The sequence below is a fragment of the Streptomyces sp. NPDC110618 genome, from assembly GCF_055657065.1.
The window spans coordinates 159,818-181,041 of the sequence record NZ_JBVKBN010000014.1; the positions used below are offsets into that span (position 1 = coordinate 159,818).

Below are 21,224 nucleotides of genomic sequence, written 5' to 3' on the forward strand. Positions count from 1 at the left end.
CGGAAAATACAAAAGGGCGGGATGCCGCTCAGGTGAGAATGTCCGAGTCCTTTACCAGCGCGTACGTCTGTGTCGCGATCTCCAGTTCCTCGTCGGTCGGTACCACCGCCACGGCCACCCTCGCGGACGGCGGCGAGATCAGCCGCGGCGCGTCGCCGCGTACGGCGTTCAGCTCGCCGTCCACCGCGAGCCCCAGCTCCGCCAGGCCGGCCACCGCAGCTTCCCGCACGGCGCTCGCGTTTTCCCCGACTCCCGCTGTGAAGGCCACCGCGTCCACCCGGCCGAGCACCGCGTAATAGGCGCCGATGTACTTCTTCAGCCGGTGAATGTATATGTCGAAGGCGAGTTGCGCCGATTCGTCACCCTCCTCGATCCGGCGCCGGATCTCCCGCATGTCGTTGTCCCCGCACAGGCCGATCAGCCCGCTCTTCTTGTTGAGCAGATTGTCGATCTCGTCGGCGGACATTCCCCCGACCCGCATCAAGTGGAAGATCACCGCCGGGTCCAGGTCCCCGGAGCGGGTGCCCATCACCAGCCCCTCCAGCGGGGTGAGCCCCATGGAGGTGTCCACGCACCGCCCGCCGCGCACCGCCGAGGCCGAGGCGCCGTTGCCCAGGTGCAGCACGATCACGTTCACCTCCTCCGGCGCCTTGCCCAGCAGCTTCGCGGTGGCGCGGGAGACGTAGGCGTGCGAGGTGCCGTGGAAGCCGTAGCGGCGGATGCGGTGCGCGTCGGCGGTCGCCACGTCGATCGCGTAGCGGGCCGCCGACTCCGGCATCGTCGTGTGGAAGGCGGTGTCGAACACGGCGACCTGCGGCAGGTCCGGGCGCAGCGCCTGCGCGGTGCGGATGCCGGTGAGGTTCGCCGGGTTGTGCAGCGGGGCGACCGGGATCAGCCGCTCGATCTCGGCGAGCACGCGGTCGTCGATGACGGTGGGCTCGGTGAAGTACTTGCCGCCGTGCACCACCCGGTGCCCGATCGCGGCCAGCTCCGGGGAGTCCAGGCCGAGCCCGTCCCGGGACAGCTCCTGGGCCACCGCCTTCAGCGCGGCGTCGTGATCGGATATCGCCCCGGACCACTCCCGGGTCTCCCCGTCGGCCGGGGTGTGCTTCAGACGCGAGGTCTCCTCGCCGATCCGCTCGACGAGCCCCTGCGCGAGCCGCCGGCTGTCACTCATGTCGAGCAGCTGGTACTTCACCGACGAGGAGCCGGAGTTCAGGACGAGGACACGGGACGAGGTCACTGCTGGGACGCCTTTTCGACGGGGGACTGGGCCTGGATCGCCGTGATGGCGACGGTGTTGACGATGTCCTGCACCAGCGCGCCGCGGGACAGGTCGTTGACGGGCTTGCGCAGACCCTGCAGCACCGGGCCCACGGCGATGGCGCCGGCCGAGCGCTGCACGGCCTTGTAGGTGTTGTTGCCGGTGTTCAGGTCCGGGAAGATCAGCACCGTCGCCTGCCCCGCGACCTCGGAGTCGGGCAGCTTGGTCGCGGCCACCGACGGCTCCACGGCCGCGTCGTACTGGATCGGGCCCTCGATCTTCAGGTCGGGCCTGCGCAGCCGCACCAGCTCCGTCGCCTCGCGCACCTTGTCCACGTCGGCGCCCGTACCGGACGTACCGGTGGAGTACGACAGCATCGCGATCCGCGGCTCCACGCCGAACTGCGCGGCCGTCGTCGCCGACTGGACGGCGATGTCCGCCAGTTGCTCGGCGTCCGGGTCGGGGTTGACCGCGCAGTCGCCGTAGACGAGCACCCGGTCGGCGAGGCACATGAAGAAGACGCTGCTCACGATCGAGGCTCCCGGCTTGGTCTTGATGATCTCGAAGCCGGGGCGGATGGTGGCCGCCGTGGAGTGCACCGCGCCCGACACCATGCCGTCGGCGAGGCCCTCCTCGACCATCAGCGTGCCGAAGTAGTTCACGTCCGAGACCACGTCGTACGCCAGCTCCACCGTCACGCCCCGGTGGGCGCGCAGGGCGGCGTACTTCTCGGCGAAGGAGTCGCGCAGTTCGCTGGTGGCCGGGTCGATCAGCTGCGAGTCGCCTAGGTCGATGCCGAGGTCGGCGGCCTTCTTGCGGATCTGGTCCACGGGGCCGAGCAGGGTCAGTTCGCACACCCCGCGGCGCAGCAGCACCTCGGCGGCGTGCAGCACCCGAGGCTCGGTGCCCTCCGGGAGCACCACGCGCCTGAGGTCGGAGCGGGCCTGCTCCAGCAGCTTGTGCTCGAACATCATCGGCGTGACCCGGTCGCTGCTCGGGGCGCTGACCCGCTTGATCAGGTCCCCGGTGTCGACGTACCGCTCGAACAGGCCGAGCGCGGTCTCCGCCTTGCGCGGGGTGGCCGCGTTCAGCTTGCCCTCCAGGGAGAACAGCTGCTCGGCGGTGGGGAAGCTGTTGCCGGGCACCGAGAGCACCGGGGTGCCGGGGGCGAGGCGGGAGGCGAGGGTGAGGATGTCGTCGCCCGGCACCTCGTTCAGGGTGAGCAGCACCCCGGCGATCGGCGGGGTCCCGGCGCTGTGCGCGGCGAGCGCGCCGACCACCAGGTCGGCCCGGTCCCCGGGGGTGACGACCAGACTGCCGGGCGTCAGGGCGCTGAGGAAGTTCGGCAGCATCGCGCCGCCGAAGACGAAGTCCAGCGCGTCCCGGGCGAGCCCCGAGTCGTCGCCCAGGATCACCTTGGCACCGAGCGCGGTGGCGACCTGCGCGACCGTCGGCGCGGCCAGCGCGGGCTCGTCGGGCAGCACGTAACAGGGGACCGGGAGCCGTCCCGAGAGCCGCTCGGCGATCGCGTCCCGGTCCTCCCGGGCCACCCGGTTGGTCACCATGGCGAGCACGTCGCAGCCCAGGCCGTCGTAGGCGCGGTAGGCGTTGCGGGTCTCGGCGAGCACCGATTCGGCGGTCTGCCTGCGGCCGCCGACGACGGGTATGACGGAGGCGCCGAACTCGTTGGCGAGCCGGGCGTTGAGGGAGAGCTCCTCCGGGAACTGGGTGTCGGAGTAGTCCGTGCCGAGGACGAGGACCACGTCGTAGTCGCGGGCCACCCGGTGGAAGCGGTCGACCAGGGTGGAGACCAACTCGTCGGTGCCCTGCTCGGCCTGGAGGGCGGAGGCCGCGTGGTAGTCGAGGCCGTAGACCGTCGCCGGGTCCTGGGCCAGCCGGTAGCGGGCGCGCAGCAGGTCGAAGAGGCGGTCCGGCCCTTCGTGCACGAGGGGCCGGAAGACGCCCACCCGGTCGACCTGGCGGGTCAGGAGCTCCATCACCCCCAGTTCGACGACCTGGCGACCGTCCCCGCGGTCGATCCCCGTCACGTACACGCTGCGCGTCACGCGTGCTCTCCCCTTCGTCCAACGACCGAAGTCGGGTGGCATTCACCGTTGGGTGTCATACACCGGTGGGTGTCATACACAGTCGGGTGTCATAAAAATCGCCCACCGAGGTGAGCAGAACCCTCTTGACAATACCTCCGCCGGTAGCTAAGGCGCCCGTCAGTCCGAGGGTGCGGCATCGCCCTCCCGGACGTGAAACAATCGGACTGGCTCACCGGTGGTATCAACAGCGAGCAGGAGACACAGCACGATGCGTATCGGAGTTCTCACCGCAGGCGGCGACTGCCCCGGCCTGAACGCAGTGATCCGGTCGGTCGTGCACCGGGCCGTCACGACGTACGGCGACGAGGTGATCGGCTTCGAGGACGGCTACTCCGGCCTCCTGGACGGCCACTACCGGTCGCTGGACCTCAACGCCGTCAGCGGCATCCTGGCCCGCGGCGGGACCATCCTCGGCTCCTCCCGGCTGGAGCGCGACCGGCTCCGCGAGGCCTGCGAGAACGCCTCCGACATGATCCGCGACTTCGGCATCGACGCCCTGATCCCGATCGGCGGCGAGGGCACGCTGACCGCGGCCCGCATGCTCTCCGACGCCGGGCTGCCGGTGGTCGGCGTCCCGAAGACCATCGACAACGACATCTCCTCCACCGACCGCACCTTCGGCTTCGACACCGCGGTCGGTGTCGCCACCGAGGCGATGGACCGCCTGAAGACCACCGCCGAGTCCCACCAGCGGGTGATGGTCGTCGAGGTCATGGGCCGTCACGCGGGCTGGATCGCCCTGGAGTCCGGCATGGCGGCCGGCGCCCACGGCATCTGCCTGCCCGAGCGCCCCTTCGACCCGGCCGACCTGGTGAAGATGGTCGAGGAGCGCTTCGCGCGCGGCAAGAAGTTCGCCGTGATCTGCGTCGCCGAGGGCGCCCACCCGGCCGACGGCACCATGGACTACGGCAAGGGCGAGATCGACAAGTTCGGCCACGAGCGCTTCCAGGGCATCGGTACGGCCCTGGCGTACGAGCTGGAGCGGCGGCTCGGCAAGGAGGCCAAGCCGGTCATCCTCGGCCATGTCCAGCGCGGCGGTGTGCCGACCGCGTACGACCGTGTCCTCGCCACCCGCTTCGGCTGGCACGCGGTGGAGGCCGCGCACCGGGGCGAGTTCGGCAAGATGACCGCCCTGCGCGGCACGGACATCGTGATGGTGCCCCTGGCCGAGGCGGTCACCGAGCTGAAGACGGTCCCGAAGGACCGGATGGACGAGGCGGAGTCGGTCTTCTAGGACCTCGGGGCCCCTTGCCTCCGGGGCGGCTCAGATCGCCCCCGGGGCCCGGTCGCTGACCCTGGTCCAGAAGTGGTCGACGATCCGGTCCAGGAAGTCCCGGCCTGCCGCGCTGGAGCCGCCCTCGCTGCCCCAGCTGAGGGTGGCCACCATCTGGCCGTGGTACTCCCGGTGCAGTTCCTGCAGCGCGTCCTCCACCAGCCGCCGGTCCAGCGGCACCAGCTTGCCGACCGGGCGCGCGTACGCCTGCCAGCGCGTCGTCACCGCGCTGCGCAGCAGATCGGCGAGCCGGGCGTCGCGCCCGGTGACGGCGACCAGGTCGGGCAGCCTCAGTCCGAGCAGTTCGGCGAGGGCGGCGGACTGCCGCTCGGTGCCGCGCCAGTCATCGCTCTCCTCCATCCGCAAGTACGCCTGCACCTCGTGCCCCACGGCACGCGCGACGTCCTCCGGCGCGAGCCCGCGGGCCATGCGGTGCTCGCGCAGGCTCCTCGGCCGGCCGATGAGTTCACCGGGCGAGCACCACAACACGCCCGCGAGAGCGGTGAGTTCGGGATTGCTGGGGACGGCGACCCCGCGTTCCCAGGCGGTGACGAGGTCCGGGGTGACGTAGGGGAGACCGTAGGAGACCCGCATGCCGTAGGCGACATGCTCGGGGCCCATGCTGAGGGCGGCACGCAGGCGGCGGGCGGCGGGGGCGTTGAACGGGGGAGTCGGCGGACTGGGGCGGTTCGGCTGAGCAGGGGGTCGGCGCACGTGCCTCAAGCTAGGGGCGCGCGGGGGTGGTGACTACGGTCTGTTCGGCCAGGATCACGGATTGTAGGAACGTACGGTTCCGGCCGTTCCGGACGTATGGCCGAAGGTCGCCGGTGGGGTTGGGGGCGCGTGCGGATGCGATGCGCGCCGGGGCGCTCGCGCGGGGGCGTGGGGCTGTGGTGCGGGGTCGAACGGCAAGCTCAGCGGGCATATTCGCGGATGCGTGCGGGCGCCGGACCTCCGGGGCCGGCCACCGTCCGCCTCCGTCGGGGCGGTTGGTGCTTCGTCCGGGTGATCGGACGTCGAAGGCGAGTGCGCGCCGGGTGGTGCGCGGATCGGCACGGGCGGCGCGGCGCAAACCGTACGGTCCGCTGCGCCGGGGGCCTGCTGTCACACGGTCCGCTGTCCCGGGGTGCCCTGCTTCATGCGGTCTTCGTACGGTCCGCTGTTCCGAAGTGCCCTACTCCCGCGCCCGCGCCACCCGCTCCCGCCCCGTCAGCAGCATCAGCAGCTCGGCGATGGGGGCGCGGACCTCCTCGCCCTCGCCCCGGGACCACTCGATGTCCGTCGCCACCAGCTTCTTCCGCGGCAGGGGCCAGGGGCGCGGCGGGAAGCGCATGGTCCAGACGCGGTCCGCCGCGTCCCGGGCGGCCGCCGGGGGCATCTCGCGGTGGCGGCCGAGGGGCAGGGCGATGTCCTGGCCGTGGACCAGGATGTCCAGCAGGGGCTCCCGGGGTGTGGTCATGGGCGCCTGTCGGCGGGAGCCGACGATGCCGCGCAGGTCGGCGACGATCTCCTCGGTCGGCTTCGCCGCCTCGCGCACCGCGGTGTCGTGGATCAGGCGGTCCATGTTCCCCCGGGCCCGCACCATGTCGCGCACCAGGTCGCCGTAGGAGAAGCGCGGCGCCAGGGTCAGATGGGCGGCGACGTCCCGTACCCGCCAGTCGCCGCAGGCGGTCGGGGTCTCCCACTCCGCCGGGGTGAGCCCCTCCAGGAGGTCCGCGAGCGTCCGGCGCTGCTCGTCGACGATCCGCCAGCGCTCGTCCGTGCCCAGGACGACGGTCACAGGAATCACCACCCACTCAAGTGGTAAGCTTCTCTGACCAAATTAGTCAGAGAGACTGACCAGTGTCAAGGTGCGTTCGAGGGGGCGTCGTCCGTGGTCGTCGAGAGCGAGCTGAGCACCGGCGTTCTGCTGTTCCTGCCCTACCGGGCGCTGGAGGAGCGGGTCTTCGCGGCCCTTGCCGAGGCCGGATTCGACGACTTCACCCCGGCCCAGGCCCGGGTCCTGCAGCGCGTCGGACCCGAGGGCACCCGGCTCACCGAGCTGGCCGAGCAGGCGCAGATCACCAAGCAGACGGCCGGCTTCCTGGTCGACCAGCTGGAGAAGGCCGGGTACGTACGCCGCGAGCCGGACCCCACCGACAGGCGGGCCCGGCTGGTGTGCCTCGCGGACAAGGCGCTGGCGGCCAAGGAGGTCGCCGACGCCGTGGTCGCCGAGGTGGAGCGGGAGTGGGAGGAGCACCTCGGCAAGCGGCGGATGCGGCAACTGCGTGAGGCGCTCACCCTGCTGCGGGAGATCACCGACCCGTGGGCGCCCGGACAAGGGGGAACCCCGAGCGGTCAGGGCGGGGGGAGCGCCTGATCGCTCGGGGTTCCGAAGTGGCGGGTCCTGGCGGTCAGGACCGGGACCCGCCGGGTCCTGGAGCGCGTCCGGGCTGTGCCTCGGATCGTGTCCGGCGTAAGGCTTGGGCCGTCTTCGGCCTACGCCTTGGGCCGTCTCCGGCCTATGCCTTGGGCAGGCCGTCTTGGGCCTACGCCTCGGGCCGTTTCCGGCCTACGCCTTGGCGAGTTCCTTCTCGCCTCCCTGCTCCGGTACCTCCGCCGGGGCCTCCTCGGACTCGTGCCCGGACTCGTGCCCGTCGTCGAGGAGCGTCTTCTCGTCGAAGGGGAGGTGTCCGGCGAGCACCTGGTCGACCCGGCCGCGGTCGATCTCCTTGGTCCAGGTGCCGATCAGCACCGTGGCCACCGCGTTGCCCGCGAAGTTCGTCAGGGCGCGGGCCTCGCTCATGAACCGGTCGATGCCGACGATCAGGCCGATACCGTCCACCAGCGCCGGCTTGTGGGACTGCAGTCCGCCCGCCAGGGTGGCGAGCCCGGCGCCGGTCACACCCGCCGCGCCCTTCGAGGCGACCAGCAGGAACAGCAGCAGCGGGATCTGCTCGCCGATCGACATCGGCGTACCCATGGCGTCGGCGATGAACAGGGACGCCATGGTCATGTAGATCATGGTGCCGTCGAGGTTGAAGGAGTAGCCGGTCGGGACCGTGATGCCGACGACGGGCTTGCTGACACCCAGGTGCTCCATCTTCGCGATGAGCCGCGGCAGCGCGGACTCGGAGGAAGAGGTGGACAGGATCAGCAGGAACTCGCGGCCCAGGTACTTGAAGAGTGTGAAGATGTTCAGGCCCGCGACCACCCGCAGCAGGATGCCGAGCACGATGAACACGAACAGCACACAGGTGGTGTAGAAGCCCAGCATCAGCACCGCGAGGCTCTTGAGCGCGTCCAGGCCGGCCGAGCCGGTGACCGCGGCGATGGCACCGAAGGCGCCGATCGGGGCGGCCCACATCACCATGGAGAGGATGCGGAAGACGAGCCGCTGGATGTGCTCGACACCGCGCAGGATCGGCTGCCCGGCGTTGCCCATGGCCTGCAGCGCGAACCCGGCGAGCAGGGCGATGAGCAGGGTCTGCAGGACCTCGCCCGCGGTGAACGCGGACACGATCGTGGTCGGGATGATGCCGAGCAGGAACTCGGTGGTGTCCTTGGCCTCCGCGTCGACCTGGGCCTGTCCGACCTCCTTGACCGCGTCGGTCACCGCGAGGCTGGAGCCCGGGTCCAGGATGTTGCCGACGACCAGGCCGATACCCAGGGCCACCAGCGACATCACCAGGAAGTAGCCGAGCGCGATACCGCCGACGGCGCCCACCTTGGCGGCCTTGCGCACCGAGCCGATGCCCAGCACGATCGTGCAGAAGATGATCGGCGAGATCATCATCTTGATCAGGTTCACGAAGCCGGTCCCGATCGGCTTCAGCTCCACCGCGAAGTCCGGCGCGATCAGCCCGACGGCGATGCCGAGGGCGACCGCGACGATCACCGCGATGTACAGATAGTGCGTGCGGTCCCGTTTGGCAGCGGGTGCCGTCCTGGGGGTACTGGCGGCCACGGTCGCCCTCCTTGACGTCGTCGTCGGCATCACCGGCGTGCGGCTCACGCCCGGGGGTTTTGGGGAATGCCGTGACTATCTCCCGGCCTGTGAGGGCGGTCACCCTTACGTTCATTTAGTTCGCGCTTACGTCAGGACACCCACCGACAGTGCGCGCTACGTCAGGACACCCACCGACAGTGCGCGCTACGTCGGGACACCCACCGACGACATGCGCATACGTCCGGATGCACACTGACGACATGCGCATCCCCGTCCCCCGCCCCCGCAGCCTGGCCGGCCAGCTGTTCGCCATGCAGGCCGTGCTGATCGCGGTACTCGTGACCGGATACGCGCTGTTCAGCTACGTCAGCGACCAGAGCCAGGCCGAGGAGGCGGCGGGCCGCCAGGCACTGGCCGTGGCCCGCTCGATCGCCGACTCCCCCTCGGTGCGACAGGCCATCCGCACCGACAACCCCTCCTCCTCGCTCCAGCCGTACGCCGTGCACGTGCAGCAGGACACCGGGGTCGACTTCGTCACGATCATGAACCCGCGGGGCATCCGCTGGACCCACCCGAACCCCCAGGAGATCGGCCAGCCGTTCATCGGCCACATCGCCCCCGCCCTGGAGGGCCGCTCCTTCACCGAGACCTACACCGGCACCCTCGGCCCGTCCGTCCGCGCCGTCACCCCGATCTGGGACGGCGGGCGGATCGTCGGCCTGGTCAGCGCGGGCATCAAGGTGGAGGAGATCAGCAAGCGGGTGCGGGACGAGCTGGCCGCCCTGCTCGGGGTCGCGGGCGGCGCGCTGGCGCTGGGCGCGGTGGGCACGTACGTGATCAACGCCCGGCTGCGGCGGCACACCCACGGGATGAACGCGGCCGAGCTGAGCCGGATGCACGACTACCACCAGGCCGCCCTGCACGCGGTGCGCGAGGGGCTGCTCATGCTGGACGGGCAGTTCCGGGTGGCGCTGATCAACGACGGCGGCCGGGAACTGCTCGGCGTCTTTGACGAGGCGGTCGGCACCTCGGTCGCCGACCTCGGGCTGCCGCCCTCCCTCACCGGCGCGCTGCTGTCCTCGCAGCCGAGGGTGGACGAGGTGCATCTGACGGCCGATCGGGTGCTGGTCGTGAACACCTCACCGGTCTCCGGCGGCGAGCGCCGGGGCACGGTCGTCACCCTGCGCGATGTGACGGAACTCCAGTCCCTGATGGGTGAGCTGGACTCCGAGCGCGGCTTCACCCAGGCGCTGCGCTCGCAGGCGCACGAGGCCGCCAACCGGCTGCACACCGTGGTCTCGCTGATCGAGCTGGGGCGCGCCGAGGAGGCCGTGGAGTTCGCCACCGCCGAACTGGAACTGGCGCAGGCCCTGACCGACCAGGTGGTGGCGGCGGTCAGCGAACCGGTGCTGGCGGCGCTGCTGCTGGGCAAGACGGCGCAGGCCAACGAGCGGGGCGTGGAGCTGGTGGTGTCCGCGGACAGCCGCCTCGACGACGGACTGCTGCCGTCGTCGCTGCCCGCCCGGGACCTGGTGACCATCCTCGGCAACCTGATCGACAACGCGGTGGACGCGGCGCAGGGCAGTGTCCGGGCGCGGGTCACGGTGACCGCGTACACGGCAGGGGCCGAGCTGGTCCTGAAGGTCTCCGACACCGGCGCCGGGGTGGACCCCGAGCACGCGGAGGCGGTCTTCGAGCGGGGCTTCTCCACCAAGCCCGCCGTGGGTCCCGGCGGCCGGGGCCTCGGGCTCGCGCTGGTGAGGCAGGCGGTCGCCCGGCACGAGGGGACCCTGACGGTGGCGGACGCCGCCGAGGGCGGGGCCGAGTTCGAGGTACGGCTGCCCCTGGGCGTCGTACCGGCCGGTGAGGGCGTAGTTTCTGGGGGCGCAGTCTCTGGAGGCGACGTATGAGCACCGACACACCGATCCGGGTCCTGGTCGTGGAGGACGACCCGGTCGCCGCCGATGCCCACGTCATGTACGTCAACCGGGTCCCCGGATTCGTCGCGGTCGGCAAGGTGCACACGGGCGCGGAGGCGCGCCGGGCACTGGACCGCACTCCGGTGGACCTGCTCCTGCTCGACCTCCACCTCCCCGATGTGCACGGCCTCCAACTCGCCCGCTCGCTGAGGGCGTTGGGCCACCACACGGACGTCATAGCGGTGACCTCGGCACGCGACCTGGCGGTGGTCCGCGAGGGGGTGTCGCTCGGTGTCGTCCAGTACGTCCTGAAGCCGTTCACCTTCGCGACGCTGCGCGACCGGCTCGTCCGGTACGCCGAGTTCCACGCGGCGGCGGGCGAGGCGAGCGGCCAGGACGAGGTCGACCGCGCCCTGGCGACCCTGCGCGCCCCCGGCCCGGCCGCCCTCCCGAAGGGCCTGAGCGCCCCCACCCTGGAGCGGGTCACGGTGGCCCTGCGGGACTCCGCGGAGGGCCTGACCGCGACCGGCGTCGCGGAGGCGGTGGGCATCTCGCGCATCACGGCCCGCCGGTACCTGGAGCACCTGGTGGACGCGGGCCGAGCGGCCCGCAACCCGCAGTACGGGACGGTGGGGCGCCCGGAGCTGCAGTACCGCTGGGTGAAGGGCCCTAGCTGAACGGCAGCGCGTACAGGACGACCTGCACGCCGAGCCCCAGCAGGGCCAGCGCCTCGAACACCGACACGACGACCAGCCCGGCGGAGGTCTGCCCGGCGCCCCAGTAGACGGCGAGCCCCGCGAGCGGGACGACGCAGAAGGCGAGCAGGTCGACGGCGCACTGGACGGCCTTGCGGGACCGGCGGCGGGCATCGGTGCGATGGGCGGTCTCCCAGCGGAAAGCGCCCTCGGATCCGGAGAGTTGGGTCAGCCGGGGCCCCAGGTCCTCACGTATGTACTTCCCGATCGCGGAGATCTTCTCGTCGTTGACCAGGTAGGTCCAGCCGAGGACGACGCACACGGGCGGGACGGCGAGCAGCATGGCGGACTGTTCGGCCTGCGCGGCGGCGGCGATCACGGCGGCGACGACGGTGAGGGTGACGTAGAGGAGGTTGTCGCGGAACCCGATCCGGGTCTTCTGCTCGTCCTTGACGGTCTGGTACTCGGCGAGGAGCAGCTGACCGAGGGTCACATCGCGCTCCGCCATGTACTTTTCCTCCCTCGGTGACGGTTCCTGGCAGTACCTTAATCGCGTGCCGCAGACTTCACCCACCGTCGTGGTCCTGACCGCACTGCCCGTCGAGTACGACGCCGTACGCGCCCATCTCGGCGCCGGGATCGAGGAGTTGGTGCACGAGGACGGCACGCGTGTGGAGTGCGGGCCCCTCACGGGCACCGACTGGCGGCTGGCGGTCGCCGAGTTGGGCGAGGGCGCGGTGAACGCGTCCGCCCTCACCACCCAGATCCTGGGCTGGCTGCGCCCCGAGGCGGTCCTGTTCGTCGGCGTGGCCGGCTCCCTGAAGGACGACGTGGCCATCGGTGACGTGGTGATCGGCACGAAGGTGTACGCGGTGCAGGGCGGCAAGGTGACCCCGGACGGCTTCCTGGCCCGCCCCGAGGTGTGGCACGGCTCGAACCGTCTGGTGCAGGCGGCGCGCTCGGCGCTGCGCGGGCTGGACGGCGTACAAGGCCATCTGAAGCCGATCGCTTGCGGTGACGTCGTCCTGACCGACGACAGGTCGGCCTTCGCCGAGTTCGTCCGCCGCACCTACAACGACGCCAACGCCATCGAGATGGAGGGCGCGGGCGCCGTCCACGCGGCCCACGTCAGCGGGCAACTGGACGCGCTGGTCGTCCGGGGCATCAGCGACCGGGCCAACCCCGACAAGTCCGATGCGGACCAGGGCGGTTCGCAGGAGCGTGCGGCGGCGCGTGCGGCGGAGGTCGCGGTGGCGGTGCTGCGCAAGCACCGGCCGCGGGGGAGTTCCGCCGCTCCCTCCACCGACCGGGAGAGCCCCCGCTACGGGGGCGACCACATCGATTTCCGCGGCGGCGTCTTCAACGGTCCCGTTGTCGGCAAGCGGGTCGACCGGGGGTAGGGGTCCGGGGGCGGCCGGACCCCCGTACCGCTAGTCCAGCGGGTCGGCCGCCAGGACCCACAGGTGTCCGGTGCCGCACGTGATGCGGCGGCCGGTGCCCGGCGGTGGTTCCTGCAGCGTGGTGCGGCGCAGCCGCCACCGCGAGCCGTCGATCACCGCCACCGGCCCCTGCACGCGCGGGTGATGACCGGCGATGTTCCAAGCCCGGACCTGGGTGTGGATCCGCGCGGCGTCCGCCGACCAGTCCACCGTGGCGTAGTCCTCCGAGAAGAACCCGGCCCAGGAGCCCTCACCGGGCGGCTGCGGTTCGCCCTCCTCTCCGCGCACCAGCCGGGACAGAACCTCCGGCAGCAGCTCCGAAGCGGCTTGCAGGACCCGTGAGTTGACGCCGGTGAACGACCAGGTCCCCTCGTCCAGCGGGATCGTGGTCCGGGCCAGTACGGAGCCGGTGTCCAGCTCCGCGTCCATCCGGTGCCAGGTCACGCCGATGCTGCGCTCACCGTTGCGTACGGCCCACCCCACCGGGTTGGGGCCCCGGTAGGAGGGCAGCTTCGACGGGTGGCAGTTGACGATGCCCAGGCGGGCCGCGGTCACGGCGGCGGCGGGCAGCTTCCTCGGGTAGCCGTAGCTGACGGCCACGTCCACGGCGTAGGCGCGCAGCAGCCCGGCGATGGACCCCGTGCGCGAGGGAATCCCCAGGTCCACACCCGGCGGCAGGTCCTGCTCGCCGAGCACATGTCCGGGCCAGTCGGCGGGGCGCCGGTAGCCGATCACCACCGGCACCCGGTGACCGAGTGCGTGCAGCGCCTCGACCAGCGGCGGCGCGGTCTGCGGAAGGGCCGCCACGACAGCGACGCGCAGCGCGGGCGTGTCCGGGGCGGTCACCGGCCGGCTCCGGCGGCCCGCAGCGAACGCGGCCGCAGATCGGTCCAGGTCGATTCGATCCAGGCCATGCAGGTGGCGCGGTCGGCGCGGGGGTGCACCTCGCGCCAGCCGTCCGGCACGGCGATATGGGCGGGCCACAGACTGTGCTGGTCCTCGTCGTTGGCGAGCACGAGGAACGTGCCGTCGGGGTCGTCGAAGGGGTTCATGGGTCTCCTTGTGTGGCGGCGGCGCGAAGCACCGCCGGATGTGAAGCCGTGATCCGTCGGGAGAGCACTGCTGAAGGGAAGGGGGGCGGGGGAGCCAAGGCCGGTCCCCGCCGCCGCGGGCGGGGACCGGCGGTCCGCTCAGCCGCGCGTGGTCACGGGGGCGCCGCCCTCGCGGGGTCCGGGCGGTACCGGGGGAGTGGCCCCCGGCTCCGTCGGCTGTTCCGCCGTGAGCGCGGCGGCCAGCGCGGCCGGTGTGGCCCGCTGCATCACCTGGGCCAGGGAGGCCGACGGGTCCAGGCGCTCGCGCAGCCGCTGGAGCAGGCGGGCGGCGAGCAGCGAGTGCCCGCCCAAGTCGAAGAAGTTGTCGTCGACGCCGACCCGTTCCACCCCTAGGACCTCGGCGTAGGCCTCGGCCACCACGCGCTCGGCCGGGGTGCGCGGTTCCCGCAGCACGGCGGGCGCCCGCTGCGGCTCGGGCAGCCGACGCCGGTCGACCTTGCCGTTCACGGTCAGCGGCATCCGGTCCAGCACCATCACCCGGGCCGGCAGCATGAAGTCCGGCAGTACCTCCGCGAGCGCGGCCCGCAGGGCACCCCCGTCCAGCGGCGCACCCGACTCGGCCGCGCCGACGGCGTATCCGGTGAGCTCCTTGCCGCCGCGTCCGTCCGGCCCCGCCACCACCGCGGCCTGCACCACGCCGGGAAGCGCGGCCAGCGCGGCGCGCACCTCGTCCGGCTCGATCCGATGGCCGCGGATCTTGACCTGGTCGTCGTTGCGGCCGGTGAACTCCAGCGAGCCGTCCGGGAGTTGACGGGCCAGGTCGCCGGTCCGGTACATCCGCGAGCCCGGCGGTCCCCACGGGTCGGCGACGAACCGCGCCGCGGTGAGCCCCGGCCGTCCCAGGTACCCGCGCGCCACTTGGTCACCCGCCAGATACAGCTCGCCGACCAGCCCGTCGGGCACCGGTCGCAGTCCGGCGTCCAGCACCCTCACCCGTGAACCGGGCACCGGGCGGCCGATCGACGGGCGGGCCGGCCAGTCGGCGGGCTCCCCGGCGACCTCGCCCGCCGTCACGACGTGCGTCTCGGCCGGCCCGTAGTGGTTGTGCAGCCGCTTGCCGCCGCTCGCGCACAGCGCGCGCAACTGCGGTCCGACCACCAGCGCCTCCCCGGCCTGCACCAGATGCCGCAGGTCGGGCAGGGTCTCCCGGTCCCCGTCGGCGAACTCGCACAGCGCGGCGAGCACGGGCGTGGGGGCGAACAGCTCGGTGACCCGGTGCTCGCGCAGCCAGGCCGTCCACGCGGCCGCGTCGGCACGCGTGTCCGCGTCCGGCACGGCCAGCGTGCGGCCCGTGCACAGCGCGGTGAGGACCTCCTGGGTGGCGACGTCGAACGCCATCGACGTGAACTGGGCGGTCACCGCGCCCGGTTCGGCCGGGAAGCGACACTCGTGCCAGTCGACCAGCCGGTCCAGGGCCGCCCCGGGCATCACCACGGCCTTCGGCGTCCCCTGCGTCCCGGAGGTGTGCACCACGTACGCCGGATGGCCGGGCAGCCGGACCGGACGGACCCGGTCGGCACCGGGCACCGGCTCGGGGGACACATGCCGAGGTGCCAGCCGCATGCGCGGCACGGAGGCGGGGACGAGCGCCAGGGCCTCGTCGAACTCCTCGTGCCGTACGAGCAGGGCAGGCCGCCCCTCGGCGGCCAGCGCCGCCACCCGGGGAGCGGGGTGGCGCGGGTCCAGCCACAGGTAGGCGGCGCCGGCCTTGAGCACCGCCAGCATCGCCGTCACCGCGTCCCGGCCGCGCCTGAGGCACAGGGCGACCACGTCCTCGGCGCCGATGCCGCGGGCGGTCAGTTCCCCGGCCAGCCGGTCCGAGGCCGTGTCCAGGCCGCGGTAGTCCAGCACTCCGTCGCCGTCGACCACGGCCGCCCGCCCGGGCTCGGCCCGCACGCACGCCGCGAACCGCTCCAGCACGGGCACCGGTGCGGGCAGCGGCACCTGCGTCTTTGACCGGCCCACGGCGAGCGCCGGGGCGACCGGGAGTGCCGCGGGCGCCGACAGATCCGCGGTCAGCGCGTCCAGCGCCTCGACGAACCGCTCACCGATCCCACGGGCGCCGCCCTCGCCGATGTTCTCCGGCCGGTACTGCACCCGGATACTCATCCGCTCACCGGGCGACACCAGCAGGCACAGCGGATAGTGCGTGCCGTTCTCCACCCTGCTGGACGTCACCCGCAGCTCCGCCCCCCACCGGGTGGCGAAGGCGTCCGTGTACGTCTCCAGCACGACGACGGTGTCGAACAGTTCGCGCAGCCCGCACACCCGGATGATCTCCGCGAGGCCCAGATGCTGGTACGGCATCAGCTCGGTCCGCTGCTCCTGAAGCGCCGCCAGCAGCGCGCCCCGGTTCCTGGCCGCGGCGGTGTCCACCCGTACCGGTACCGCGTTGTTCATCAGCCCGACCATGGACTCGACCCCGTCCAGGTGCGGCGGACGGTCGGCGACGACCGTGCCGAACACCACGTCCTCGCGGTCGGTCAGCTGCGCGAGCACCAGCGCCCACGCGCCCAGGACCAGGGTGTTCAGGGACAGCGCCCGCTCACGCGCCCGCGCCCGCAGGGCCGCCGTCCGCTCGGCGGACAGCTCCAGCAGGACCGTGTGCGGACGGCCCCGCCGCTCGGCACACGACGGCATCAGCAGCGTCGGCTCCGTCACGTCGGCGAGCAGAGTCTGCCAGTGCTTCCCCGCCAACTCCGCGTCCTGGTCGGCCACATGCCGCAGATAGTCCAGCGCAGACGGCCGGGCGAGGGGACCCGGCACCTCTCCCGAGGCGAACCGGCCGTACAGGTCGGCCAGATCGGCCAGCGCCACCTGCATCGACCAGCCGTCCATGAGGATGTGGTGGTAGCTCAGCAGCAGCCGGGACCGCTCCCCGCCCAGCCGCAGCAGCACCGCCCGCAGCAGCGGCGGCGCGCCCAGGTCGAACGGCTCGTCCCGGTCCCGGCGGGTCTCCTCCTCGGCGGCACGGGCGCGGTCCGGCTCGGGCAGCCGGGACAGGTCGACCTCCCGCAACGGGACCTCGACGGTGCCGGGCACGAACTGCACGGCCTGCCCCCGGCAGTCCCAGCGGAACCCGGCCCGCAGCGCCGGATGCGCCTCGGTGAGCCGGGACAGCGCCAGGCCCAGAGCGGCCGTGTCGACCTCTCCGGCCAGGTCGAGCACGGTCTGTACGTGATAGGGGTCGGCGCCGTCGGCGTCCCGGTGGGCGTGGTACAGCAGCCCTTCCTGCAACGGGGAGCAGGGCCACCGCTCCCCCTCGCGCGGCGCGGGTACGACCTGTTCCCCGGCCCGCTCCCCGGTCTCCGCCGCGCGGACGAGAGCGGTGAGCACCTCGGCCCACTCCGCGGCCAGGCCCGTGGCGTCGCCGCTGTCCACCAGCCGTGCCGACCAGCGCCACACGGCCGTCAGCAGCGGCTCTCCGGTGCGCTCGTCGACGACCGCGTTGATCTCCAGCGGGTGGGACAACGGCTGCCGGGCCGCCCGGTGGATGCCGAGCACGGGCGCCTCGTCGGCGTACGGCCAGGCGTCGGCGCCCGCGACGGCGTACCGGCCCAGGTAGTTGAAGAGGACCGGCCGGCCGGGTGCGGCGGCCAGCGCACCGGCCGTCTGCGGATGCAGATGGCGCAGCAGCCCGTACGACGCCCGGTCGCGCGGCACCCGCTGCCACTGCTCACGGACGGCACGCACCGCGGCGGCGAGGGCCGCGTCCCCCGCGCCCCGATCCGCCGCCTGCCGGGGGCACTCCAGGCGCACCGGGAACATGCAGGTGAACCAGCCCACCGTGGCGGACACATCGGCCCCCTCGGCGTCCGCCGCGCCGTCCCGCCCGTGCCCCTCGGTGTCCAGGACCAGCGTCCGGGAACCGCCGCGCCGGGCCGCGGCCACCGTCAGCGCGGCCAGCAGCAACTCCTGGGTCGTGGCGCCGTAGTGAGCCGGCGCCGTGGTGAGCAGGGCGCGTCCGATCCCGGCCGGCAGCACCGACTCCAGACAGCGGGACGTGCCGACGGTGTCCAGCTCCGGGTCCAGCGGCCCGTGCGCGGGCCAGGGCCGCTCCGCCGGGACGCCCGCCGCCAACCAGTGCGGCAGCGTCGCCAGTACCTCGGAGCTGTCGGCCCGGGCGTTGTTCTCCCGCACCCAGCGGAGGTAGGGGGTGGCCGTTCCCCAGGCGCCCAGGGCCCGCGGGTCCCCGGCGGCCCGCGCCAGGTCCTGGGCGATCACCTGCCAGGAGACCCCGTCCACCACCAGGTGGTGCACGGCCAGCAGCAGCCGTCCCGGCCGCTTTGGGCCCGCGTCCCACCACACCGCGCGCAGCGTCCGGCCCGCGGGCAGGTCCAGCGACCGCATGGCGCGCCCCACCGCCTCCCGGACCGCGCGCGGGTCGGGAGAGCCCGGCAGCTCCCGCACGTCCACCACGTCCAGCAGGGTGCTCGCCGCCACCTCGCCCGGGGTCAGTACCTCGGGCTGCCACACGGCGTCGGTGGACGGGTCGGGGAGCCGGGTGCGCAGCGCGTCGTGCCGGTCGAGCACCGCCTGGAGGGCGGCGACCAGCGCCGGCCGCCGCAGACCGGGCGGTGTCCGCAGCAGCACCGACTGGACGAACTCCTCCACTCCCGCGCCCTGTTCACGCAGCCACAGCGCGATCGGCGGCATCTGGAGCCTGCCGGTGGCCGACTGGTGCAGCAGGTCCGCTGCCGGGGCCGCCGCCTGTGCGGCGGCCGCCAGGGCGCCGGGGGTGCGCAGCCGGAAGACGTCCTGCGAGCTGATCGCCACGTTTTCCCGGCGCACCCGGCTGACCAGGCGCATCGCCGTGATGCTGTCACCGCCGAGGGCGAAGAAGTCGTCGTCGGTGCCCGTCCCGGGCAGCCCCAGCACCTCCGCGAAGGCCGCGCACAGCGCCTTCTCGGCGGGCGTCCGCGCGACCCCCGCCCCGGCACGCACCACGGCCGGTGCGGGCAGCGCCGCCCGGTCCACCTTGCCGTTCACGGTCAGCGGGATCTCGTCGATCAGCAGCACGGCCGTGGGCACCAGGTACTCGGGCAGTACGCGGCCGAGCCGGGCGCGCAGGTCCTCCCCGGTGACCCCCGGTGCGTCGCGCTCGGGGACCGCGTAGCCGACCAGCCGCCCGTCCCGTACGACGACCTCTGCCCGGGCGACGCCGGGCAGGGCGGCCAGCGCGGCGCGCGCCTCGCCCGGTTCGACCCGGTGGCCGCGGATCTTGACCTGGTCGTCGTTGCGCGCCAGGTACTCCAGCGCACCGTCGGACCCGCGGACGGCGAGGTCGCCGGTGCGGTACATACGAGTGCCCGGCGGGCCGTAGGGGTCGGCGACGAACCGCTCGGCGGTCAGGCCCGGCCGTCCCAGGTACCCGAAGGCGACCTGGTCGCCCGCCACGTACACCTCGCCGGGCTCGCCGGGAGGCACCTCGGCTAGATCCGGACCGAGCAGCCGTACGGCGGCACCGGGCAGGCCCGTGCCGATCGGGACCCGCTCGCCGGGGACCGGCCCGCCCGGCGGCAGGAGGTGCCGGGTGGTGAACGTGGTGCACTCGGTGGGGCCGTAGACGTGCTCGATCCACAACTCTGGGCAGGCCGCACGGACTTGTGCGAACGCCCGCGGGTCGGCGGCCTCGCCGCCGGTGAGGACCGTGTGCAGCCCGCGCAGCGCGCCCGGGTCGTCCGCGGCGATCTGGTTGAACCAGGCGGTGGTGAGGAAGACCCCGGTGACCCCGTGGGCCTCGGCCAGGGCGGCCAGCCGGTGCGCGTCCAGCCGGTCCTCGGCCGGGACGACCACCGTGCCCCCGCGGGGAGCGGCAGCCACAGGTCATGGCTGAGCGCGTCGAAACCGAGCGCGGAGACCAGCGCCGTGACCCGGTGGCCGGGCCGCTCCCAGTGCGGGTCGGCGGCGAAGCTCGCCAGATTGCGGTGCGTGAGCTGCACGCCCTTGGGGCGGCCGGTCGATCCCGAGGTGTAGAAGACGCAGGCCACGCGGTCCGGTTCGCCGTCCGGCACGGCAGGACCGAGGCTTTCGACACCGCGGGAGGCGGCGGGCACGGGGACGGGCCGGGGACCGCCCGCACGCGCGCTCTCCCCGTCCGGTACGAGTACCGCCACACAGGCCGCGTCGTCCTCGATGGCGGCCAGGCGCTCGTCGGGGGTCCGCGGATCCAGCACGACGGCGGCGGCGCCGGTCTCGAAGACCGCGAGCAGCCCGGCGATCAACCGCGCCGAACGCGGCAGCCGCAGTGCGACCGCGGCCCCCGGTCCGACCCCGGCCGCCCGTAGCAGGCCGGCCAACTCCTGTGTCCAGCAACACAGTTCGCGGTACGACCAGGTCCTGCCGCCCTCCTCCACGACCGCGGGGAGGTCCGGTGCGCGCAGTGCGACGGCGGCGACGGCGCGGTGCACGGGAAGCGGGAAACCGGTATCGCCGACCGGGTAGGAGGACGCCCCGGTCGCTGCAGAAAAGATCATGGACTTCATCCAAAGCGCACCGCAGTGACGTTCCGCCCGCCCGTCACTCGCTCGGCTCAGCGCGGTCATCCGATCGGGTGTACAAAAGCTTTGCCCATGTCCATTCCGGACCTCAATTCGCAGGCGGAGGGCCCGCGTTAGCGGCCCGCCGCCACCGACGTACGTCATTGCCTTGACGTCCGCGTCAAGGTCTACGGTCGTACGTATGCGAATCGGCGAGCTGGCCGAGCGGGCCGGGATCACGACCCGGACGCTGCGGTACTACGAGTCCCGGGGGCTGCTGCCCGCGCGGCGCGCGAGCAATGGTTACCGGACCTACGACGAGAGCGATCTGAGGCTGCTGCGGCAGATCAGGACGTTGCAGGACTTCGGGTTCGACCTGGAGGAGACCCGGCCGTTCGTGGAGTGTCTGCGGGCCGGGCATCCCGAGGGCGACGTGTGTCCGGCCTCGCTCGCGGTGTACCGGCGCAAGCTGGACGAACTCGACGCGCTGATCGCCGAGTTGCAGGCCGTGCGGGCGAAGATCGGGGTGCGGCTCGCGCTCGCGGAGGATCCGAAGTGCGAACTGGGAGGGTAGCCGTGGTGCAGGAAGTGACCGACGTCGACTTCGAGAGCGAGGTCATCGGGGCGGGGCGACCGGTGCTGGTGGAGTTCACCGCCGACTGGTGCCCGCCGTGCCGGCAGATGGGGCCGGTGCTGCGCGCGCTGGACGAGGAGACCGGGGAACGGCTGAAGGTCGTGCAGTTGAACGTGGACCGCAATCCCGACATCACCAACGCCTACAAGGTGCTGTCCATGCCGACCTTCATGGTCTTCCGGGACGGGGAGCCGGTGAAGTCGATGGTCGGGGCGCGGCCGAAGCGGCGGCTGCTGGAGGAGCTGGCCGACGTCGTCTGACCAGGGTCCGGAGCAAGGGTCCGGAACAGCGGAAATCCCCCGGGTAATTGCGTCCGGGGGATTTCTTTGCGTATATTCAATGATTCACGACTTCAGAAGAAGCTTCATCAGAA

Annotated in this window: 16 protein-coding genes and 1 pseudogene; 7 read left to right on the forward strand and 10 right to left on the reverse strand. The window is 72.6% G+C overall.

Annotated features, from left to right (window positions below):
* Positions 1-28: 28 nt before the first annotated feature.
* The gene (locus ACZ7L7_RS24030) at positions 29-1,243 is read right to left on the reverse strand and encodes an acetate kinase (RefSeq protein ID WP_285510050.1); all 1,215 of its coding nucleotides are present in this window, start codon (positions 1,241-1,243) and stop codon (positions 29-31) included.
* Entirely contained in the window at positions 1,240-3,330 is a 2,091-nt protein-coding gene (pta, locus tag ACZ7L7_RS24035; RefSeq protein WP_471593167.1) for a phosphate acetyltransferase, read from the reverse strand. Before pta ends, ACZ7L7_RS24030 begins: the two co-directional genes overlap by 4 nt.
* Positions 3,331-3,580: 250 nt before the next feature.
* Here pta and ACZ7L7_RS24040 point away from each other — a divergent pair, with 250 nt between their 5' ends.
* Entirely contained in the window at positions 3,581-4,606 is a 1,026-nt protein-coding gene (locus ACZ7L7_RS24040) for an ATP-dependent 6-phosphofructokinase (protein WP_093720193.1), read from the forward strand.
* Positions 4,607-4,636: 30 nt separating this feature from the next.
* On the opposite strand, the gene ACZ7L7_RS24045 is transcribed toward ACZ7L7_RS24040, so the two are convergent.
* Positions 4,637-5,359 carry a helix-turn-helix domain-containing protein gene (locus tag ACZ7L7_RS24045; RefSeq protein ID WP_453604349.1) on the reverse strand — a complete coding sequence of 241 codons (723 nt, stop codon included), beginning with the start codon at positions 5,357-5,359 and terminating at the stop codon, positions 4,637-4,639.
* Positions 5,360-5,819: 460 nt separating this feature from the next.
* Positions 5,820-6,434 (reverse strand): maleylpyruvate isomerase family mycothiol-dependent enzyme, encoded by a 615-nt coding sequence (locus ACZ7L7_RS24050; protein ID WP_471593174.1) that lies wholly within the window; start codon positions 6,432-6,434, stop codon positions 5,820-5,822.
* An 84-nt stretch (positions 6,435-6,518) separates the two neighbouring features.
* Here ACZ7L7_RS24050 and ACZ7L7_RS24055 point away from each other — a divergent pair, with 84 nt between their 5' ends.
* Positions 6,519-7,004, forward strand: coding sequence for a MarR family winged helix-turn-helix transcriptional regulator (locus ACZ7L7_RS24055; RefSeq protein WP_471593168.1), 486 nt, complete (start codon positions 6,519-6,521; stop codon positions 7,002-7,004).
* Between the two features lie 192 nt (positions 7,005-7,196).
* Here the strand turns inward: ACZ7L7_RS24055 and ACZ7L7_RS24060 are convergent, their stop codons facing one another.
* Positions 7,197-8,621: a cation:dicarboxylate symporter family transporter gene (locus ACZ7L7_RS24060; RefSeq protein ID WP_471593175.1), complete on the reverse strand. Its 1,425-nt coding sequence runs from the start codon at positions 8,619-8,621 to the stop codon at positions 7,197-7,199.
* A gap of 212 nt (positions 8,622-8,833) precedes the next feature.
* Here ACZ7L7_RS24060 and ACZ7L7_RS24065 point away from each other — a divergent pair, with 212 nt between their 5' ends.
* Positions 8,834-10,483, forward strand: a complete 1,650-nt coding sequence (locus tag ACZ7L7_RS24065) for an ATP-binding protein (protein ID WP_471593169.1) — start codon at positions 8,834-8,836, stop codon at positions 10,481-10,483.
* Positions 10,480-11,169, forward strand: coding sequence for a response regulator (locus ACZ7L7_RS24070; protein WP_285510046.1), 690 nt, complete (start codon positions 10,480-10,482; stop codon positions 11,167-11,169). The genes ACZ7L7_RS24065 and ACZ7L7_RS24070 overlap by 4 nt, the downstream gene beginning before the upstream one ends.
* On the opposite strand, the gene ACZ7L7_RS24075 is transcribed toward ACZ7L7_RS24070, so the two are convergent.
* Positions 11,162-11,695 carry a hypothetical protein gene (locus tag ACZ7L7_RS24075; protein ID WP_453604343.1) on the reverse strand — a complete coding sequence of 178 codons (534 nt, stop codon included), beginning with the start codon at positions 11,693-11,695 and terminating at the stop codon, positions 11,162-11,164. The genes ACZ7L7_RS24070 and ACZ7L7_RS24075 overlap by 8 nt on opposite strands.
* Positions 11,696-11,741: 46 nt before the next feature.
* Between ACZ7L7_RS24075 and ACZ7L7_RS24080 the strand changes: the two genes are divergently transcribed.
* The gene (locus ACZ7L7_RS24080) at positions 11,742-12,587 is read left to right on the forward strand and encodes a 5'-methylthioadenosine/S-adenosylhomocysteine nucleosidase (protein WP_453604341.1); all 846 of its coding nucleotides are present in this window, start codon (positions 11,742-11,744) and stop codon (positions 12,585-12,587) included.
* A gap of 30 nt (positions 12,588-12,617) precedes the next feature.
* Here ACZ7L7_RS24080 and ACZ7L7_RS24085 read toward each other — a convergent pair whose 3' ends face one another.
* From ACZ7L7_RS24085 to ACZ7L7_RS24100, 4 genes and pseudogenes are all read right to left on the reverse strand, one after another.
* Entirely contained in the window at positions 12,618-13,472 is an 855-nt protein-coding gene (locus ACZ7L7_RS24085) for a methionyl-tRNA formyltransferase (protein WP_471593170.1), read from the reverse strand.
* Positions 13,469-13,678 carry an MbtH family protein gene (locus ACZ7L7_RS24090; RefSeq protein WP_285510042.1) on the reverse strand — a complete coding sequence of 70 codons (210 nt, stop codon included), beginning with the start codon at positions 13,676-13,678 and terminating at the stop codon, positions 13,469-13,471. Before ACZ7L7_RS24090 ends, ACZ7L7_RS24085 begins: the two co-directional genes overlap by 4 nt.
* A gap of 138 nt (positions 13,679-13,816) precedes the next feature.
* Positions 13,817-19,039 carry an amino acid adenylation domain-containing protein gene (locus ACZ7L7_RS24095; protein WP_472077095.1) on the reverse strand — a complete coding sequence of 1,741 codons (5,223 nt, stop codon included), beginning with the start codon at positions 19,037-19,039 and terminating at the stop codon, positions 13,817-13,819.
* Positions 19,040-19,162: 123 nt separating this feature from the next.
* Positions 19,163-20,382, reverse strand: a pseudogene (locus ACZ7L7_RS24100) (AMP-binding protein); the annotation flags it as partial.
* Between the two features lie 37 nt (positions 20,383-20,419).
* Between ACZ7L7_RS24100 and ACZ7L7_RS24105 the strand changes: the two are divergent.
* Positions 20,420-20,791, forward strand: a complete 372-nt coding sequence (locus ACZ7L7_RS24105) for a MerR family transcriptional regulator (protein WP_285510040.1) — start codon at positions 20,420-20,422, stop codon at positions 20,789-20,791.
* Positions 20,792-20,796: 5 nt separating this feature from the next.
* Positions 20,797-21,111, forward strand: a complete 315-nt coding sequence (locus ACZ7L7_RS24110) for a thioredoxin family protein (protein WP_285510708.1) — start codon at positions 20,797-20,799, stop codon at positions 21,109-21,111.
* The last annotated feature ends 113 nt before the right edge of the window (positions 21,112-21,224 follow it).

Excerpts from the sequence above, each read along its gene's own strand:
- ACZ7L7_RS24070 (WP_285510046.1), top strand. The coding sequence starts at position 10,480 with ATGAGCACCGACACACCGATCCGGGTCCTGGTCGTGGAGGACGACCCG.
- ACZ7L7_RS24075 (WP_453604343.1), bottom strand. The coding sequence starts at position 11,695 with ATGGCGGAGCGCGATGTGACCCTCGGTCAGCTGCTCCTCGCCGAGTAC.
- ACZ7L7_RS24065 (WP_471593169.1), top strand. The coding sequence starts at position 8,834 with ATGCGCATCCCCGTCCCCCGCCCCCGCAGCCTGGCCGGCCAGCTGTTC.
- ACZ7L7_RS24060 (WP_471593175.1), bottom strand. The coding sequence starts at position 8,621 with ATGCCGACGACGACGTCAAGGAGGGCGACCGTGGCCGCCAGTACCCCC.
- ACZ7L7_RS24105 (WP_285510040.1), top strand. The coding sequence starts at position 20,420 with ATGCGAATCGGCGAGCTGGCCGAGCGGGCCGGGATCACGACCCGGACG.
- ACZ7L7_RS24040 (WP_093720193.1), top strand. The coding sequence starts at position 3,581 with ATGCGTATCGGAGTTCTCACCGCAGGCGGCGACTGCCCCGGCCTGAAC.
- ACZ7L7_RS24095 (WP_472077095.1), bottom strand. The coding sequence starts at position 19,039 with ATGTACCGCACCGGCGACCTCGCCGTCCGCGGGTCCGACGGTGCGCTG.
- ACZ7L7_RS24090 (WP_285510042.1), bottom strand. The coding sequence starts at position 13,678 with ATGAACCCCTTCGACGACCCCGACGGCACGTTCCTCGTGCTCGCCAAC.